This window comes from Sabulicella rubraurantiaca (assembly GCF_017355885.1).
Classification (GTDB): Bacteria; Pseudomonadota; Alphaproteobacteria; order Acetobacterales; family Acetobacteraceae; genus Roseococcus; species Roseococcus rubraurantiacus.
This window is the reverse complement of sequence record NZ_JAFEUU010000001.1, coordinates 577,175-594,073: the sequence shown is the minus strand read 5'-3', so window position 1 is coordinate 594,073 and position 16,899 is coordinate 577,175. Positions and strand designations below refer to the sequence as shown.

At 66.9% G+C, this 16,899-nt stretch carries 15 protein-coding genes and 3 tRNA genes; all 18 read left to right on the top strand.

Annotated features, from left to right (window positions below; all coding sequences use genetic code 11):
- Positions 1-60: 60 nt before the first annotated feature.
- Complete coding sequence (locus JTJ31_RS02860; protein ID WP_207537067.1) at positions 61-1,056, top strand: TRAP transporter substrate-binding protein; 996 nt, start codon at positions 61-63, stop codon at positions 1,054-1,056.
- A gap of 1 nt (position 1,057) precedes the next feature.
- Positions 1,058-1,528: a TRAP transporter small permease gene (locus JTJ31_RS02855; protein ID WP_207537066.1), complete on the top strand. Its 471-nt coding sequence runs from the start codon at positions 1,058-1,060 to the stop codon at positions 1,526-1,528.
- On the top strand, positions 1,525-2,796 hold the full coding sequence (locus tag JTJ31_RS02850) for a TRAP transporter large permease (protein ID WP_207537065.1): 1,272 nt from the start codon (positions 1,525-1,527) through the stop codon (positions 2,794-2,796). The genes JTJ31_RS02855 and JTJ31_RS02850 overlap by 4 nt, the downstream gene beginning before the upstream one ends.
- Positions 2,797-2,879: 83 nt before the next feature.
- A tRNA-Leu gene (locus JTJ31_RS02845) sits at positions 2,880-2,964 on the top strand.
- 38 nt (positions 2,965-3,002) lie between these two features.
- Positions 3,003-4,325, top strand: coding sequence for a trigger factor (tig, locus tag JTJ31_RS02840; RefSeq protein WP_207537064.1), 1,323 nt, complete (start codon positions 3,003-3,005; stop codon positions 4,323-4,325).
- A 179-nt stretch (positions 4,326-4,504) separates the two neighbouring features.
- Positions 4,505-5,146, top strand: a complete 642-nt coding sequence (gene clpP, locus JTJ31_RS02835; RefSeq protein WP_207537063.1) for an ATP-dependent Clp endopeptidase proteolytic subunit ClpP — start codon at positions 4,505-4,507, stop codon at positions 5,144-5,146.
- A 146-nt stretch (positions 5,147-5,292) separates the two neighbouring features.
- Complete coding sequence (gene clpX, locus JTJ31_RS02830; RefSeq protein WP_207537062.1) at positions 5,293-6,549, top strand: ATP-dependent Clp protease ATP-binding subunit ClpX; 1,257 nt, start codon at positions 5,293-5,295, stop codon at positions 6,547-6,549.
- Between the two features lie 118 nt (positions 6,550-6,667).
- Positions 6,668-9,064, top strand: a complete 2,397-nt coding sequence (gene lon / locus JTJ31_RS02825) for an endopeptidase La (RefSeq protein WP_207537061.1) — start codon at positions 6,668-6,670, stop codon at positions 9,062-9,064.
- Between the two features lie 190 nt (positions 9,065-9,254).
- A complete protein-coding gene (locus tag JTJ31_RS02820; protein ID WP_207537060.1) occupies positions 9,255-9,530 on the top strand; it encodes an HU family DNA-binding protein in 276 nt (91 codons plus the stop codon).
- Between the two features lie 124 nt (positions 9,531-9,654).
- Positions 9,655-9,730, top strand: a tRNA-Val gene (locus JTJ31_RS02815).
- Positions 9,731-9,792: 62 nt separating this feature from the next.
- Positions 9,793-9,869 (top strand) — tRNA-Asp (locus JTJ31_RS02810).
- 194 nt (positions 9,870-10,063) lie between these two features.
- On the top strand, positions 10,064-10,432 hold the full coding sequence (locus JTJ31_RS02805) for an NADH-quinone oxidoreductase subunit A (protein ID WP_207537059.1): 369 nt from the start codon (positions 10,064-10,066) through the stop codon (positions 10,430-10,432).
- A 6-nt stretch (positions 10,433-10,438) separates the two neighbouring features.
- Entirely contained in the window at positions 10,439-10,984 is a 546-nt protein-coding gene (locus JTJ31_RS02800; RefSeq protein ID WP_207537058.1) for a NuoB/complex I 20 kDa subunit family protein, read from the top strand.
- Positions 10,977-11,615 (top strand): NADH-quinone oxidoreductase subunit C, encoded by a 639-nt coding sequence (locus JTJ31_RS02795; RefSeq protein WP_408015370.1) that lies wholly within the window; start codon positions 10,977-10,979, stop codon positions 11,613-11,615. The genes JTJ31_RS02800 and JTJ31_RS02795 overlap by 8 nt, the downstream gene beginning before the upstream one ends.
- A gap of 68 nt (positions 11,616-11,683) precedes the next feature.
- Positions 11,684-12,853: an NADH-quinone oxidoreductase subunit D gene (locus JTJ31_RS02790; RefSeq protein ID WP_408015379.1), complete on the top strand. Its 1,170-nt coding sequence runs from the start codon at positions 11,684-11,686 to the stop codon at positions 12,851-12,853.
- A gap of 47 nt (positions 12,854-12,900) precedes the next feature.
- Positions 12,901-13,563, top strand: coding sequence for an NADH-quinone oxidoreductase subunit NuoE (gene nuoE, locus JTJ31_RS02785; RefSeq protein ID WP_207537306.1), 663 nt, complete (start codon positions 12,901-12,903; stop codon positions 13,561-13,563).
- A gap of 3 nt (positions 13,564-13,566) precedes the next feature.
- Positions 13,567-14,862 carry an NADH-quinone oxidoreductase subunit NuoF gene (nuoF, locus tag JTJ31_RS02780; protein ID WP_207537055.1) on the top strand — a complete coding sequence of 432 codons (1,296 nt, stop codon included), beginning with the start codon at positions 13,567-13,569 and terminating at the stop codon, positions 14,860-14,862.
- Between the two features lie 6 nt (positions 14,863-14,868).
- A complete protein-coding gene (gene nuoG, locus JTJ31_RS02775; protein WP_207537054.1) occupies positions 14,869-16,896 on the top strand; it encodes an NADH-quinone oxidoreductase subunit NuoG in 2,028 nt (675 codons plus the stop codon).
- Positions 16,897-16,899: the final 3 nt, after the last annotated feature.

Here is a 16,899-nt window from a genome sequence, read left to right as displayed (position 1 = left end):
GCCTGTGCCTAGCCTCCGCCCGCGGAGCCGGCCCCGCCGGCCGAGGGAAAGGAACGATCCATGATGACGATGATTGGCCGCCGCGGCCTGGCGGGGCTGGGCGCGGCGACGCTTCTGGCAACCCCCGCACTTTCGCAGAACCGCGTGGCGCTTCGCATGGGTTGGACCACGACGGATGGCGCGCAGGACCCCTATGCGATCGGTGCCCGCGCCTTCAAGACCGAGCTGGAACGCCGCGCCGGCGGCCGCGTCGAGGTCCAACTCTTTCCGAATCGCGCGCTGGGCGACGAGCGGCCCCTCCTGGACGGCATGCGCCTCGGCACGGTGGATTGCGGCATCATCACCAATGCCGTGGTCGCGCAGGTCGAGCCGGCCTTCCAGATCTGCGACATGCCCTTCCTGTTCCGGGACGAGGCGCAAGCGCACCGCGTCCTAGACGGCCAAGTGGGCACGAGCCTAGCGCAACGCCTTGAAGCGAGAGGCGTGATGGCCCTCGGCTTCATGGAGGGCGGGTTCCGCCAGATGATCAACAATGTCCGGCCCGTTGCGGAGCCTGGCGACGTGCGTGGCGTGAAGTTCCGCGTTCTGCAAAGCCCGATCTATATCGGGCTGTTCAACGCCCTGGGCGGCACCGCCGTCCCCATGGCCTGGGGCGAGACCTTCACCGCCGTGCAGCAGGGCGCCGTGGACGGGCTGGAGATCCCGCTCGCCGTGATCGACGCCAGCAAGTACAACGAGGTGACCAAGTACCTGTCCCTCACCAACCATATCTATTCCATGATCGCGCTGTGCATGGCGAAGCGTGCGCATGACCGCCTGCCGCAGGACCTTCGTGCCGCAGTGCGCGAGGCCTCGGCCGCTGCGAGGGCAACCCAGCGGGAGGAGGCGGGACGCATCGCCCGCACCCTCGCCGACTCGCTAGGCCAGAAGGGTATGCAGGTGAACCGCGTGGCCGACGCAGCCGCGTTCCGCCGCGCTGTCCTGCCGATGTATGAAAGCTTCCGTGGCCAGATCGGCGCCGACATCGTGCGCGACGCGCTGGCCGCGGCGGAGTAGCGTGGGACGCGCGCTCGACGCCCTCGCCTGGCTGCTGCGCGCCAGCATCGTGCTGGCCGCGGCGGTCATGCTGGGCAGCATCTTCCTCCAGGTCGTGATGCGCTACGTCTTTCACCGGGCGCCGCCATGGTCGGAGGAATTGGCGCTGCTCATGTTTTCCTGGGCCACGCTGGGCGGTCTCGCCCTCGGCGTGCGCGAGGGGTTCCACGTCGCACTGACTCTGTTGCCCGAGCGGCTCCCCCCGGCGTCACGCCGCGCCTGGGGGCGCGTCCTGGCCCTGGCGACAGCGGCGCTGGGCGGCTTCGTCGCCTGGTCCGGCCTGCGCTTCGTCGAGATGACCGGCGGCTCCATCTCCGCCGCGATCGGCTATCCGACCGAGATCCTCACCGCCATGGCACCGGCGAGCGGGGCGCTGGTCATGATCTTCGCGCTGGAACACGCGCTGCTTCCCGGGCCGGCTGAGCCGGCATGAGCGGAGTCGCCCTCGCCCTGACGGCCGGCTTCGCCGCGCTCGTCATCCTTGGCCTGCCCTTCGCCATCGCCATCGCCGGCGTGACGGCGCTCGCCCTGCTGCTGGCAGACATGGAGCCCGCCTTCCTGGCGCAGCAGCTGGTTGCGGGTTCGCAAAGCTTCAGCCTCCTGGCCATCCCGCTCTTCATGCTGGCCGGGGAGATTATGGGGGCTGGCGGGCTGTCGCAGCGCCTCGTCGACGTGGCTTCCACTGCCGTGCGGCACCGGACCGGCGGGCTCGCCATGGTCACGGTGCTGGCGGCGGTGGTGTTCTCGGCCATCTCCGGCTCGGCGCCTGCCACCACGGCGGCGATCGGCGCCATCATGATCCCGGCCATGGTCGCCGGTGGGTATTCCGCCGCCTTCGCCGCCTCCATCGCCGTATCGGCCGGGGTGCTGGGTCCGCTGATCCCGCCTTCCATCGCCTTCGTGATCTGGGGAATCGTGGCCGAGCAATCCATCGGCCGGCTGTTCCTTTCCGGCGTCGTGCCGGGCCTCACCATCGCGGCCGGGTTGCTGGTCGTCTGCTGGTTCCATGCCCGCCGGCACGGCGTCCCACGCCAGGAACGTGCAAGCTGGCGTGAGCTGGGACGGGCCATCGTGCAGGGTCGCTGGGCGCTGCTTTCCCCTGTCCTGGTGCTGGGCGGCATCTATGGCGGGGTCTTCACCCCCACCGAGGCCGCGGCGATGAGTTGTGTCTATGCCCTCGTGATCGGTCTCTGGGTGGAGCGCCGGATCGCCCTGCGCGACCTGCCGGCCCTGGTGCTGCGGGGGATGCGCACCAGCGCCATGGTGACGGCGATCATCGCCGCCTCCGCCGGGTTCGGGGTGCTGGTGGCGCAGGAGCGGATCGCGGTGGACTTTGCCTCCTGGATGGCCGCCAACTTCTCCGAGCGCTGGATGGCGCTGGCGGCCCTCAACATCGCCTTCTTCCTGCTGGCGGCGGTGATGGACGAGATCGCGATCATGGTGGTGCTGGGACCGCTGCTGATTGCCATCGGCAACGGCTTCGGGGTGGACCCGATCCATTTCGGGGCCATCATCGTCACCAATGTGGCCATCGGCATGGCGGCCCCGCCCATCGGCTACTGCCTGTTCGTGGGCATGGCGATCAGCGGCCTGTCGCTCGGCGCCGTCTCCCGGGCCATCTGGCCGCAGATCCTGGTGATGCTCGCCGTGCTGATGTTGACGACCTATATCCCCGGCTTCGCCCTGGCCCTCCAGAGATAGGAGCGATCGGGCAAAGCCTGGGTTGGCGCGGCCGGGGGTTTCCGCTACACGCCCGGCTTCCGACGCGGAACGCGGATACGGACGCGGGCGTGGTGGAATTGGCAGACACGCTGGATTTAGGTTCCAGTGGCGCAAGCCGTGGGGGTTCAAGTCCCTCCGCCCGCACCACTTGGAAGTCCCGGCACAGATTGGATGGATTGCGCGCGATGCAGGTGACGGAGGTTGCGAACGAGGGTCTGAAGCGGGCCTACACGGTGGTGGTGCCCGCCGCCGACATCGCCGCGCAGAAGGACAAGCGCCTCGCCGAGCTTGCGAAGGACATGAAGATCCCTGGCTTCCGCCCCGGCAAGGTGCCGCAGAAGGTGGTCCAGGCCCGCTACGGCCAGGCCGTGATGGGCGAGGTGCTGGAAGCCTCGGTGCAGGAGGCCACGGGCAAGGTGGTGTCCGAGCGCGGGCTGCGCCCGGCGCTCCAGCCCAAGATCGAGCTGATCAACTTCCATGATGGTGCCGACCTGGAGTTCCGCGTGGATGTCGAGATCCTGCCCGAGATCCCGATGCCGGACTTCGCCTCCATCAACCTTACCCGCCCCAAGGCGGCCCCGGGCGAGGAGCAGGTGAAGGAGGCGCTGGACAACATCAGCCGCCGCAACGCCTCGCTGGAGGAGACGGAGGCCCGCGCCGCCCAGAAGGGCGAGGTGCTGATCTGCGACTTCGTCGGCCGCATCGGTGGCGAGGAGTTCCAGGGCGGCTCGGCCAACGACATGCCCATCGAAGTGGCGGGTCCGGGCTTCATCCCCGGCTTCACCGAGCAGCTGGAAGGCTTGGCCCCGGGCGAGGAACGCGTGGTCAAGGTGACGTTCCCGGCCGAGTACGGCGCGGCGGAATTGGCCGGCAAGGATGCCGAGTTCACCGTGACCGCGAAGGCCCTCAAGGTCTATGCCAAGCCGGCCCATGACGACGAGCTGGCGAAGAAGATGGGCCTCGAGAGCTTCGACAAGCTGCGCGAGCGCATCGTCGAGGTGCTGCAGGGCGAGTACGACGCCGCCTCCCGCCTTGCGGTGAAGCGCAAGCTGCTCGATGCCCTGGCCGACCAGGCCAGCTTCACCGTGCCCGAGGGCATGGTGGAGGGCGAGTTCGCCCAGATCTGGCAGCGCGTCGAGGCCGACATGAAGGCCGGCCGCCTGGACGGCGACGATGTCGGCAAGGACGAGGAGACGCTGAAGGCGGAGTACCGCTCCATCGCCGAGCGCCGCATCCGCCTGGGCCTGTTGATCGCCGAGATCGGCCGGACCAACAACATCGAGGTGACGCGCGAGGAGCTTTCCAACGCCCTGCGCCAGGAAGTCGCCCGCTATCCGGGCCAGGAGAAGCAGGTCTTCGAGTTCTTCCAGAAGAACCCGCAGGCCATGGACAACCTCCGCTCCCCGATCTTCGAGGAGAAGGTGGTCGACTTCATGCTCGAGCTGGCCAAGGTGACGGACGAGGAGATGTCGCCCGAGGCGCTGCAGAAGGCCGCCCAGGGCGGTTGACGGCGTTCCCCGGCCACTCCAGGGTCGGGTTTCGTGGCTGTGGGGGAGGGGGCTTTTCCTGCCTCCCCGGCGCACCACATGATGCGGGCTGGAGGGCAGGGCGCCGGGCGTGATTCGCCGGGCCGGCCCGCCGCCCGCGCCCATCCCGGGGCGGGCGACTTTTTCGGGAAAGACATTCCATGCGGGACCGCGATCCGGTCGAAATCTACAACAACTCGCTGGTTCCGATGGTCGTGGAGCAATCCAGCCGCGGCGAGCGAGCCTACGACATCTATTCGCGCCTGCTGAAGGAGCGGATCATCTTCCTCACGGGCGCGGTTTACGATCAGGTTTCTTCCCTGATCTGTGCCCAGCTCCTGTTCCTGGAGAGCGAGAACCCGAACAAGGAGATTTCGTTCTACATCAATTCTCCGGGCGGCGTCGTTTCCGCCGGCCTCGCGATCTATGACACGATGCAGTACATCCGCTCGCCCGTCTCGACCGTCTGCATCGGCATGGCGGCCTCCATGGGCTCCCTGCTGCTGACCGCCGGTGCCGCCGGCAAGCGCTTCGCGCTGCCTAATGCCCGCGTGATGGTGCACCAGCCCTCCGGCGGCGCCCAGGGGCAGGCGACGGACATCGAGATCCAGGCCCGCGAGATCCTGACCCTGCGTCGGCGGCTGAACGAGATCTACGTGAAGCACACGGGGCAGCCGGTCGAGGCCATCGAGGCCAAGCTGGAGCGCGACAGCTACATGTCGGCGGAGGAGGCCCTGGCCTTCGGTCTGATCGATCAGGTCGTGACCACCCGGCCCGCATCTCTCGAGCCGGCGAAAACCTAACCGGCTTTGGAACGTTTCAATTCCCCGGGGGGCGTGATGGTGCCCCGGGGAAGGCGCGCTTCCCCCCGGGGGTTCCGGGGGGCTATCATTCGCCAACGCGCCTTCCGGGCGGGGGCTGACGCCTGCCGAGGGAGCGAGGAGTGGGCATGAGCAAGTCTGGCGATAGCAAGAACACCCTGTACTGCTCCTTCTGCGGGAAGAGCCAGCACGAGGTCCGCAAGCTGATCGCGGGCCCGACGGTGTTCATCTGCGATGAATGCGTCGAGCTCTGCATGGACATCATCCGTGAAGAGCACAAGACGCATATGGTGAAGACGCGCGATGGCGTGCCGACACCGAAGGAGATCTGCAAGGTCCTCGATGACTACGTCATCGGGCAGGACCATGCGAAGAAGGTGCTCTCCGTCGCGGTCCACAATCACTACAAGCGTCTGGCCGCGGGCCAGAAGAACAACGACATTGAGATCGCGAAGAGCAACATCATGCTCATCGGGCCCACGGGCTCGGGCAAGACGCTGCTTGCGCAGACCCTCGCGCGCATCCTCGACGTGCCGTTCACCATGGCGGACGCCACCACGCTGACCGAGGCGGGCTACGTGGGCGAGGATGTGGAGAACATCATCCTCAAGCTGCTCCAGGCCGCGGATTACAACGTGGAGCGGGCGCAGCGCGGCATCGTCTACATCGACGAGGTCGACAAGATCAGCCGCAAGTCGGACAACCCCTCCATCACGCGCGACGTGTCGGGCGAGGGTGTTCAGCAGGCGCTGCTGAAGATCATGGAAGGCACGGTCGCCTCTGTCCCGCCGCAGGGCGGTCGGAAGCATCCGCAGCAGGAATTTCTGCAGGTGGATACGACCAACATCCTGTTCATCTGCGGCGGTGCCTTTGCCGGGCTTGAGAAGATCATCGGCGCGCGTGGTAAGGGCTCGGGCATCGGCTTCGGTGCGGAGGTCCGCGATCCGGAGGAGCGGCGCGTCGGCACCGTGCTGCGCGAGGTGGAGCCGGAGGATCTGCTGAAGTTTGGCCTGATCCCCGAGTTCATCGGCCGCCTGCCGGTGGTCGCGACCCTCGAAGATCTGGACGAGCGGGCGCTGATCGAGATCCTGACGAAGCCCAAGAACGCGCTGCTGAAGCAGTATCAGCGTCTGTTCGAGATGGAGGGAGCCAAGCTCACCTTCACCGAGGACGCGCTGAAGTCGGTTTCCCAGCGGGCGATCCAGCGCAAGACGGGTGCCCGAGGCCTCCGTTCCATCATGGAGCAGATCCTGCTCGGCACGATGTTCGAGCTTCCGGGCCTCACCGATGTGGATGAGGTCGTGGTGAACCGCGAAGTGGCCGAAAACCGCGCCCAGCCGCTGTTCATCTACAACGAGAAGCCGGCGGAGCAGAGCTCCGCCTGATGCGCCGCGGCCTTGGAATCAGGGCCGCGCGAGACCAAATGGTGAATCCATCCCGTGGCCGGGCGGCTTGTGCCGCCTTTGGGCTTGCCCCCGGCCGACTGTCCCTAGAGAGGTCCCCATGACGGAAACCATCCGCGGCGAGTTGCTTCCCGTGCTACCGCTGCGGGATATCGTCGTCTTCCCGCATATGATCGTGCCGCTCTTCGTGGGGCGCGAGAAGTCGGTGAGGGCGCTCGAATCCGTGATGAAGGAGGACAAGCAGATCCTCCTCGTCGCCCAGAAGAATGCCGCCCAGGATGACCCTGGCAGCGCCGACCTGTATGAGGTCGGCACTGTTTCCACCGTGCTCCAGCTCCTGAAGCTGCCGGACGGTACCGTGAAGGTGCTGGTCGAGGGCGGGCGCCGTGCGCGCATCGCCGGCTTCAAGGAGACCAAGCAGTATTTCGAGGCCTTCGCCGAGGTCATCGAGGAGCAGGCGCCCGAGCGTCGCGAGGTGGAGCCGCTGATGCGCTCCGTCGTCTCGCAGTTCGAGAGCTACATCAAGCTCAACAAGAAGATCGCGCCGGAGGTGCTCGTCTCGATCAATCAGATCGAGGATGCGGGTAAGCTCGCCGACACGGTGGCGGCGCATCTCTCCATCAAGATCCCCGAGAAGCAGGAGCTGCTCGAGATCGGCGCCGTCGGCCAGCGGCTGGAGCGCGTCTTTGCCCACATGGAGGGCGAGATGAGCGTCCTGCAAGTGGAGAAGCGCATCCGCAACCGCGTGAAGCGGCAGATGGAGAAGACCCAGCGCGAGTACTACCTGAACGAGCAGCTGAAGGCGATCCAGAAGGAGCTGGGCGAAGGCGAGGAGGGCAAGGACGAGGCCGCCGAGCTCGAGGCCAAGATCAACGCCACCAAGCTGAGCAAGGAAGCGCGCGAGAAGGCGATGGCGGAGCTGAAGAAGCTTCGCTCCATGTCGCCGATGAGCGCCGAGGCGACGGTGGTGCGCAACTACCTCGACTGGATCCTGTCCATCCCCTGGAAGAAGCGCTCCAAGGTCCGCAACGACATTGTCGAGGCGGAGAAGGTCCTGGACGCCGACCATTATGGTCTGGAGAAGGTCAAGGAGCGGATCATCGAGTACCTGGCTGTCCAGTCGCGCTCGAAGAAGATCCGTGGCCCGATCCTGTGCCTCGTCGGCCCTCCGGGCGTCGGCAAGACCTCGCTCGGCAAGAGCATCGCCAAGGCGACCGGCCGCTCCTTCGTGCGGATGAGCCTAGGCGGCGTGCGTGACGAGGCCGAGGTGCGTGGCCACCGGCGGACCTATATCGGCTCCATGCCGGGCAAGGTCATCCAGGGCATGAAGAAGGCGAAGACCTCGAATCCGCTCTTCCTGCTGGACGAGATCGACAAGCTCGGCGCCGACTGGCGCGGCGACCCGTCGAGCGCGCTGCTGGAGGTGCTGGACCCCGAGCAGAACTCGACCTTCGGCGACCATTACCTGGAGGTGGACTACGACCTCTCGGACGTGATGTTCGTCACCACGGCGAACTCGCTCCGCATGCCGCAGCCCTTGCTTGACCGCATGGAGATCATCCGCATCCCCGGCTACACCGAGGATGAGAAGGTCGAGATCGCCAAGCGCCACCTACTTCCGAAGGTGACCGAGGCGAACGGGCTGAAGCCGGGCGAGTGGACACTTTCCGACGACGCGATCCGCGACATGGTCCGCTACTACACGCGCGAGGCCGGCGTCCGGAACCTCGAGCGTGAGATCGGCGGGCTGGCGCGGAAGGCCGTCAAGGAGATCGTCTCCAAGAAGGCCAAGAAGGTCGCCATCACGCGCAAGAACCTCGACAAGTATGCCGGCGTGCGGAAGTTCCGCTACGGCGAGGCGGAGAGCGAGGATCAGGTGGGTGTGGTGACCGGACTCGCCTGGACCGAGGTGGGTGGCGACATCCTCTCGATCGAGAGCGTGGTCGTTCCCGGCAAGGGCCATGTGAAGCCGACGGGGCAGTTGGGCGACGTGATGAAGGAAAGCGTGCAGGCCGCGCTGTCCTATGTCCGCAGCCGCTCCGTCACCTTCGGCATCAAGCCGACCCTGTTCGAGAAGCGTGACGTCCACGTCCACGTTCCCGAAGGGGCGACTCCGAAGGATGGACCGAGCGCTGGCATCGCCATGGCGACCTCTATCGTCTCGGTGCTGACCGGCATCCCGGTTCGGCGCGACGTTGCGATGACCGGTGAGATCACGCTGCGCGGCCGCGTGCTTCCGATCGGCGGGTTGAAGGAGAAGCTGCTGGCGGCCTTGCGGGCCGGCATCACGACCGTCTTCATCCCGAAGGAGAACGAGAAGGACCTCGCGGAGATTCCGGACAGCGTGAAGAAGGCGCTGACCATCCGGCCCGTCTCCCATGTGGATGAGGTGATTGCGGGCGCCCTGGTGCGCGCGCCGGAACCCATCACTTGGGTCGAGCCGGAGGAGGTGCCGCCACCGCCGGCGACACCGGAGCCGGCGGTTCGTCCGCACTGACGGGAAGGGGGGCTTCGGCCCCCCTTTCTGCGGTCAGGGCATGGTTCATTCGCCGCAAACCCAATGAATCCCTGGGTCTTGGCGCGACGCTTCGGTTGACGCGGCCGAAACGCCGCGATTAGTGTCGCCGCCAGTGCCGGCGGGGAATCGTCCCCGACCGGCAGGATGCGGAGAGAGGGGGGGCAACCCTATGAACAAGCAGGATCTGGTCAGCGTTGTGGCCGAGACGGGGGAGATGTCCAAGGCCAAGGCCGGCGAGGTGCTGGACGCGGTGTTCGATGCGATCACCACGGCCCTGACCAAGAAGGGCGGCGAGGTTCGCCTAGTGGGCTTCGGCACCTTCAGCACCAGCAAGCGTAAGGCTGGCAAGGGCCGCAACCCCCGTACCGGCGAGGAGATCAAGATCCCGGCCAGCACGACCGTCCGCTTCAAGGCCGGCAAGGGCCTGAAGGACGCCGTGAACTGAGTATCGTTCCTGACGGATCCGGGCCCCTCCAGTAGGGGCCGAAGCCGGCCGAAAGGCCGGCTTTTTTCGTTCCCGGCGCATGGCTCTTGTCCTGCGCGGAGGACGGGCTATGGAGGGGGGCAGGGGGCGCTTAGCTCAGCTGGGAGAGCGCCTGCTTTACACGCAGGATGTCGGCGGTTCGATCCCGTCAGCGCCCACCACTTTCCTCCTCCCCCCGCGTTGACAGGATCGCGTGGGGGCCGTAAACGCCGCTCCACGCTGCGCGGGTGTAGCTCAGTCGGTTAGAGCGCCGGCCTGTCACGCCGGAGGTCGCGGGTTCGAGCCCCGTCACTCGCGCCAGTCTCCCCTTTCATTCAGGACGTGTCGGCACCAGCTTCAAGCTGTTGCAGTGCTAAGGAAAATTCCCAGGTCGCCCTATGGCGGCACGGGCGGTTCTTCCCTATGGTGCGCCGCATCGGGCCGGGCGCGGGCTTGCGCGCTGCATGGCCAAAGTCAAGCACAAGCCAAGGCAAAGTGGACAGCAAGGCCGGACCATGACGCAGCCCCTGCTCGCCGAGTATTTTCCCATTCTTGTCTTTCTGGGAATCGCAGCCGGCATTGCCCTCGCCATGGTGGGTGGCAGCCTTCTTCTGGCGCGGCAGAAGCCGAATGCCGAGAAGCTCTCCGCCTATGAGTGCGGCTTCGAGCCTTTCGACGACACGCGGCGGCGCTTCGACGTGCGATTCTACCTCGTCGCCATCCTGTTCATCATTTTCGACCTTGAGGTGGCTTTCCTTTTCCCGTGGGCGGTCGCGCTGGGCGACATCGGCTGGCTGGGCTTCCTGTCCATGATGGGGTTCCTGGGCGTGCTGACCGTGGGATTCATCTATGAGTGGCGCAAGGGCGCCCTGGACTGGGAGTAAGGCGAGATGAACGAGATCGCCTGGAACAAGCAGGGGCTTGGCCCCGGCGCCGAGCAGGACGCGGTGGTCCGCGCCGTGACCGGCGAGATCGAGGACAAGGGCTTCGTCGTCGCCAGCCTGGACAAGGTGGTGAACTGGGCCCGCACCGGCAGCCTCTGGCCGATGACCTTCGGCCTGGCCTGCTGCGCCGTGCCGATGATCCATGCCTACATGGCCCGCTACGACCTCGACCGCTTCGGGATCATCCCGCGCGGCTCGCCGCGTCAGAGCGACGTGATGATCGTGGCCGGCACGCTGACCAACAAGATGGCCCCCGCGCTGCGCAAGGTCTACGACCAGATGAGCGAGCCGCGCTGGGTCATCTCCATGGGCTCCTGCGCCAATGGCGGTGGCTACTACCACTACAGCTACAGCGTGGTGCGCGGCTGCGACCGCATCGTGCCGGTGGATGTCTATGTGCCCGGCTGCCCGCCCACGGCGGAGGCGCTGGTCTATGGCATCCTCCAGCTGCAGCGGAAGATTCGCCGGACGGGAACCATCCTCCGTGGTTGACGCGCTCGAGAACGACATCCGCGCCACGCTGGGCGACCGCCTGCCGGTGGAGTTCGTCCGCGCCAATTGGGGCCGGGAGCTGGAGCTGCACACGACGCGGGCCGCGCTGCCGGCGCTGATGCTGCTGCTGCGCGACACGCCGGCCCTCGACTTCGCCCTGCTGATGGATGTGTGCGGCGTGGACTGGCCGGAGCGCGCCGAGCGCTTCGACGTGGTCTACAACCTGCTGTCCCTGACGCGGAACGAGCGGGTTCGCGTGATCGTCGCCACCGACGAGCGCGAACCTGTGCCCAGCGTATCGCTGCTTTGGCCTACCGCAACGTGGTTCGAGCGCGAGGCGTGGGACATGTACGGCATCACCTTCGCTGGCCTTGCCGATCTGCGGCGCATCCTCACCGATTACGGCTTCGAGGGGCATCCGCTCCGCAAAGACTTCCCGCTGACCGGCTTCAGCGAGGTGCGCTACGACGCCGAGGCCGGGCGCGTGGTCTATGAGCCGGTGAAGCTGACGCAGGACTTCCGCAACTTCGACTTCCTCTCGCCCTGGGAGGCAATGACCACGCTCCCCGGTGACGAGAAGGTCCACCTGAACCGCATCGAGGGCCCCGAGAAGGGGAGCGAGGCGCCATGAGCGTGACGACCACCGTCCTGGGCGAAGGCCCGGGCGATCAGGCGGGTGAGTTCCGCCGCACCGTCCAGATGGACAGTCACACCATCAATTTCGGCCCACAGCATCCGGCGGCGCACGGCGTGCTGCGCCTCATCCTCGAGATGAAGGGCGAGGTGGTGGAGCGTGCTGACCCGCATATCGGCCTGCTGCATCGTGGCACCGAGAAGCTGATCGAGCATAAGTCCTACCTGCAGGCGAACCCGTATTTCGATCGCCTGGACTATGTCAGCCCGATGTGCATGGAGCACAGCTTCGTGCTGGCCCAGGAAAAGCTGATGAACGTGGAGGACCAGGTGCCGCCCCGCGCGCGCTGGATCCGCACCATGTTCGCCGAGATCACGCGCATCCTGAACCACCTGCTGAACGTGACCACCTACGCGCTGGATTGCGGCGCGATCACGCCGGCGCTGTGGGGCTTCGAACAGCGCGAGCACCTGCTCGAGATGTACGAGATGACGGGCGGCTCGCACTACCACGTCAACTACTTTCGCGCTGGCGGCGTCTCGCGCGACATCCCGGCCGAGCTGCCGGAGAAGATTCTGCGCTGGGCGGGGCAGTTCCCGGCCTTCCTCGACGAACTCGAGGGGCTTCTGACAGAGAACCGCATCTTCAAGCAGCGCACCGTGGATATCGGCGTCATGACGGCTGAGCAGGCGATGGCCTGGGGCTTCAGCGGGCCGAATCTTCGCGCTTCGGGCGTCGCATGGGACCTGCGCAAGAGCCAGCCCTACGAGATGTACAGCGAGGTGGATTTCGAGATCCCGGTTGGCCGCCATGGCGACTGCTACGACCGTTACCTCGTTCGCATGCAGGAGATGCGGCAGTCGCTGCGCATCATCGAGCAGTGCCTGCTGAAGATGCCCACCGGCCCGATCAAGATGCCGGACAGCAAGATCAGCCCCCCCAAGCGCTCCGAGATGAAGCGCTCGATGGAGGCGCTGATCCATCACTTCAAGCTCTACACCGAAGGGTATCACGTGCCGGCCGGGCAGACCTACACCGTGACCGAAGCGCCGAAGGGCGAGTTCGGCGTGTTCCTCGTCAGCGACGGGACCTATCGCCCGTATCGCTGCAAGATCCGCGCCCCCGGCTTCGCGCATCTCCAGGCCATGGAGGCGCTCAGCAAGGGGCACATGCTGGCGGACGCGGTGGCGATCATCGGCTCCCTGGACATCGTGTTCGGGGAGATCGACCGGTGACTGATCGTCCCGAGGAGAAGGGCCAGGCCCAACGCGGCCCCGACAGCCTGCGCGACCAGGGCACCGGCGGTGGCTTCGAGCACACCCATGCCCAGGGCAAGGCTGAGCACGACCAGCCCACGCATTTCGCCTTCGACGAGCAGAGCGAGCGCGAGGTCGAGAAGTTCATCGCCCGCTATCCGGCGGGCAAGCAGGCCAGCGCCGTCATCCCGCTGCTCTATGTGGTTCAGAAGCAGACGGGCCGGCAGACTGGCAGCGCCTGGGTGCCGCGCGTGGCGATGGACGTGATCGCGAAGCGCCTCGGCATGCCGGCGATCCGCGTCTACGAGGTCGCAACCTTCTACTTCATGTTCAACACCAAGCCGATCGGCCGGTACCACCTGCAGGTGTGCGGCACGACGCCCTGCATGCTGCGTGGCTCCGACGACGTGCTGCGCGCCTGCAAGGATGCGGGCGGGCTGAAAGGCTATGGCGACACCAGCGCGGACGGCAACTTCACCCTGACCGAGGTGGAGTGCCTGGGCGCCTGCGTGAATGCGCCGATCCTTCAGGTGGATGACGACTATTACGAGGATCTCGACTACGACAGCACGGTGAAGCTCATCGAGGCCCTGAAGCGCGGCGAGCGCCCGCGGCCGGGCAGCGTCATCGGCCGTCAGACCAGCGCCCCCGAGGGTGGGCCGAACACGCTGACGGGTGTGGAGGAGTAGCCCATGGCGCTTTCCGACAAGGACCGCATCTTCACCAACCTCTACGGGACGCAGCCCTGGAACCTCCAGGCGGCGAAGATGCGCGGTGACTGGGATGGCACGGCCGGGTTCATCGGCAAGGGCCGCGACTGGATCATCGAGGAGGTCAAGAACTCCGGCCTCCGCGGCCGCGGCGGCGCAGGCTTCCCGACCGGCATGAAGTGGTCCTTCATGCCGAAGCAGAGCGACGGCCGGCCGGCCTATCTGGTGGTCAATGCGGACGAGTCCGAGCCCGGCACTTGCAAGGACCGCGACATCATCCGTCACGATCCGCAGAAGCTGATCGAGGGCTGCCTGATCGCCGGCTTCGCGATGAACGCGGTGGCCGGCTACATCTACATCCGCGGCGAGTACTACAACGAAGCCATGGTGCTGGAGGCCGCGATCGCCGAGGCCTATGAGGCCGGGCTGCTTGGCAAGAACGCGGCCGGCTCCGGCTATGATTTCGACCTCTACGTTCATCGCGGCGCGGGCGCCTATATCTGCGGCGAAGAAACGGCGCTGATCGAGAGCCTCGAAGGCAAGAAGGGCATGCCGCGCCTGAAGCCGCCTTTCCCGGCGGCGGTGGGGCTCTATGGCTGCCCGACCACGGTGAACAATGTCGAGACGATCGCCGTGGTGCCCACCATCCTGCGGCGCGGCGCGGGCTGGTTCGCCGGGTTCGGGCGTCCGAAGAATGCCGGCACCAAGGTGTTCTGCATTTCCGGCCACGTGAACAAGCCGTGCAACGTCGAGGCGGAGATGAGCATCCCGCTGCGCGAGCTGATCGACCGGTATGCGGGCGGGGTGCGCGGCGGCTGGGACAACCTGCTTGCGGTCATCCCCGGCGGTTCCTCGGTGCCGCTGCTGCCCAAGCACATCTGCGACGACGTGCTGATGGATTTCGACGCGCTGCGCGAGCACCGCTCGGGGCTTGGCACGGCCGGTGTGATCGTGATGGACAAGAGCACCGACGTGGTGCGCGCGATTGCGCGGCTGGCCCATTTCTACAAGCACGAATCCTGCGGCCAGTGTACGCCGTGCCGCGAGGGTACGGGCTGGATGAAGCGCGTGATGGACCGGATGGTGCGCGGCGAGGCGGAGATCGAGGAGATCGACGTGCTCGAGCAGGTGACGCGCCAGGTCGAAGGGCACACGATCTGCGCCCTGGGCGACGCGGCGGCTTGGCCGATCCAGGGCCTCATCCGCCACTTCCGGCCTGAGATGGAACGACGGATTCTTGAGCGGCAGGGGCGGACGGTTCCGCTCGCCGCGGAGTAAGCAACGATGGCCAAGGTCACGGTCGATGGCATCGAGGTCGAGGTGCCGAATGGCGCCTCGGCACTCCAGGCCTGCGAGGCAGCGGGGAAGGAAATCCCGCGCTTCTGCTATCATGAGCGGCTGAGCGTCGCCGGCAATTGCCGCATGTGCCTCGTGGAGGTGGAGAAGGCGCCGAAGCCCGTCGCCTCCTGCGCCTACCCGGTCATGGACGGCATGAAGATCTTCACCGACACCGAGACCGTGCGGAAGGCGCGGCGCGGCGTCATGGAGTTCCTGCTGATCAACCACCCACTCGACTGCCCGATCTGCGACCAGGGCGGCGAGTGCGACCTGCAGGACCAGGCAGTGGCCTACGGCAAGTCCTTCTCCCGCTACGAGGAGGGCAAGCGGGCGGTGAAGGACAAGTATGTCGGTCCGCTGATCAAGACGATCATGAACCGTTGCATCCATTGCACGCGCTGCGTCCGCTTCTCGCAGGAAGTGGCTGGCGTGCCCGAGATGGGCGCGACGGGCCGCGGCGAGCAGATGGAGATTGGCACCTATGTCGAGAAGGCGCTGAGCACGGAGCTTTCCGGCAACCTGATCGACATCTGTCCGGTCGGTGCGCTGACCAGCCGTCCCTACGCCTTCATATCCCGCCCTTGGGAACTCTCGAAGATCGAGAGCGTGGACGTGATGGACGCGCTCGGCGCCCCCGTCCGCGTGGATGTCCGCGCGGGCGAGGTGCTGCGCGTCCTGCCGCGCCAGAATGACGAGGTGAACGAGGAGTGGCTGGCCGACCGGTCGCGTTTCGCGATCGACGGTCTGAAGCGCCGTCGCCTCGACCGCCCCTGGGTGCGGCGCGATGGCAAGCTGGTCGCGGCCTCCTGGGCCGAGGCGTTCCAGGCTGTCGCGGCGGGCCTCAAGGGCAAGCGCCTGGGCGCCATCGCCGGTGACACCTGCGACGCCGAGAGCCTCTTCGCGCTGAAGCAGATGCTGAACGCGCTCGGCTCGACCAGCTACGATGCGCGGCAGGACGGGGCGCGGCTCGACGCGTCCCGGCCTGATTTCTACCTGTTCAACAGCGGCATCGCCGGTATCGACGACGCTGACGCGCTGGTGATCATCGGCAGCAACCCGCGTCTGGAATCTCCGGTGCTGAACGCGCGCATCCGCCGCCGCTGGCTGGCTGGCGGCTTCCGCGTCGGCATGATCGGCCCAGACGCGGAGCTGACCTATGCCGCTGAGCGGCTCGGCACGGGGCCGCAGGACATCGCCGCCGCCGCTTCCTTCCTGGAAGGCGCAGAGCGGCCGATGATCATCCTCGGGCGCGGCGCCTTGGCGCGACCCGATGGCGCGGCGGTGCTGAAGGCCGCCTGGGATCTCGCGGCCAGCGTCAATGCGCTCCGCGAGGACTGGCACGGCTTCAATTTGCTGCACCATTTCGGTGGTCAGGTAGGAGCGCTGGATGTCGGCTTCGTCCCGGGCGAGGGCGGCCATGATGTCGAGGGGATGCTGGGCGGTGGCGTGAATGCGCTGTGGCTCCTCGCCGCGGACGAGTTTGACGTGGCGCGCATCCCGGCCGGCACCTTCGTCGTCTACCAAGGCCACCACGGGGACCGCGCCGCTGCGCGCGCCGACGTGATCCTGCCGGGCGCAGCCTATACCGAGAAGGACGGCACCTACGTGAACACGGAAGGGCGCGTGCAGCGCGGCCGCCTGTCCACCATGCCACCCGGTGAGGCTCGCGAGGATTGGCGCATCATCCGCGCCGCGTCGCAGTTCCTGGGCGTGACGCTTCCCTTCGACACGCTGGACGCGCTGCGCGGCGAGATGGCGGCGAACCACCCGGCGCTGGCCCGGCTGAATGCCGGCCCGGTGCGCGGCTGCACGGACAGCGCGGGGCCGGGCGGGGAGGGGCCGCTCTCTGGCGAGCCCTTCGTGCCGGCCATCACCAACTATTGGCAGGTGGACCCTATCTCCCGCGCCAGCGCGGTGATGGCGGAATGCGCCGCTACCTATGTGGCGCCGCAGCCGGCGATCGCGGCGGAGTGAGGG

Coding starts and splice junctions, on each gene's coding strand:
- nuoF (WP_207537055.1), top strand. CDS start 13,567: ATGGCGCTTTCCGACAAGGACCGCATCTTCACCAACCTCTACGGGACG.
- JTJ31_RS02790 (WP_408015379.1), top strand. CDS start 11,684: ATGGACAGTCACACCATCAATTTCGGCCCACAGCATCCGGCGGCGCAC.
- lon (WP_207537061.1), top strand. CDS start 6,668: ATGACGGAAACCATCCGCGGCGAGTTGCTTCCCGTGCTACCGCTGCGG.
- tig (WP_207537064.1), top strand. CDS start 3,003: ATGCAGGTGACGGAGGTTGCGAACGAGGGTCTGAAGCGGGCCTACACG.
- JTJ31_RS02850 (WP_207537065.1), top strand. CDS start 1,525: ATGAGCGGAGTCGCCCTCGCCCTGACGGCCGGCTTCGCCGCGCTCGTC.
- clpX (WP_207537062.1), top strand. CDS start 5,293: ATGAGCAAGTCTGGCGATAGCAAGAACACCCTGTACTGCTCCTTCTGC.
- JTJ31_RS02820 (WP_207537060.1), top strand. CDS start 9,255: ATGAACAAGCAGGATCTGGTCAGCGTTGTGGCCGAGACGGGGGAGATG.
- JTJ31_RS02805 (WP_207537059.1), top strand. CDS start 10,064: ATGACGCAGCCCCTGCTCGCCGAGTATTTTCCCATTCTTGTCTTTCTG.
- JTJ31_RS02800 (WP_207537058.1), top strand. CDS start 10,439: ATGAACGAGATCGCCTGGAACAAGCAGGGGCTTGGCCCCGGCGCCGAG.
- clpP (WP_207537063.1), top strand. CDS start 4,505: ATGCGGGACCGCGATCCGGTCGAAATCTACAACAACTCGCTGGTTCCG.
- nuoG (WP_207537054.1), top strand. CDS start 14,869: ATGGCCAAGGTCACGGTCGATGGCATCGAGGTCGAGGTGCCGAATGGC.
- JTJ31_RS02860 (WP_207537067.1), top strand. CDS start 61: ATGATGACGATGATTGGCCGCCGCGGCCTGGCGGGGCTGGGCGCGGCG.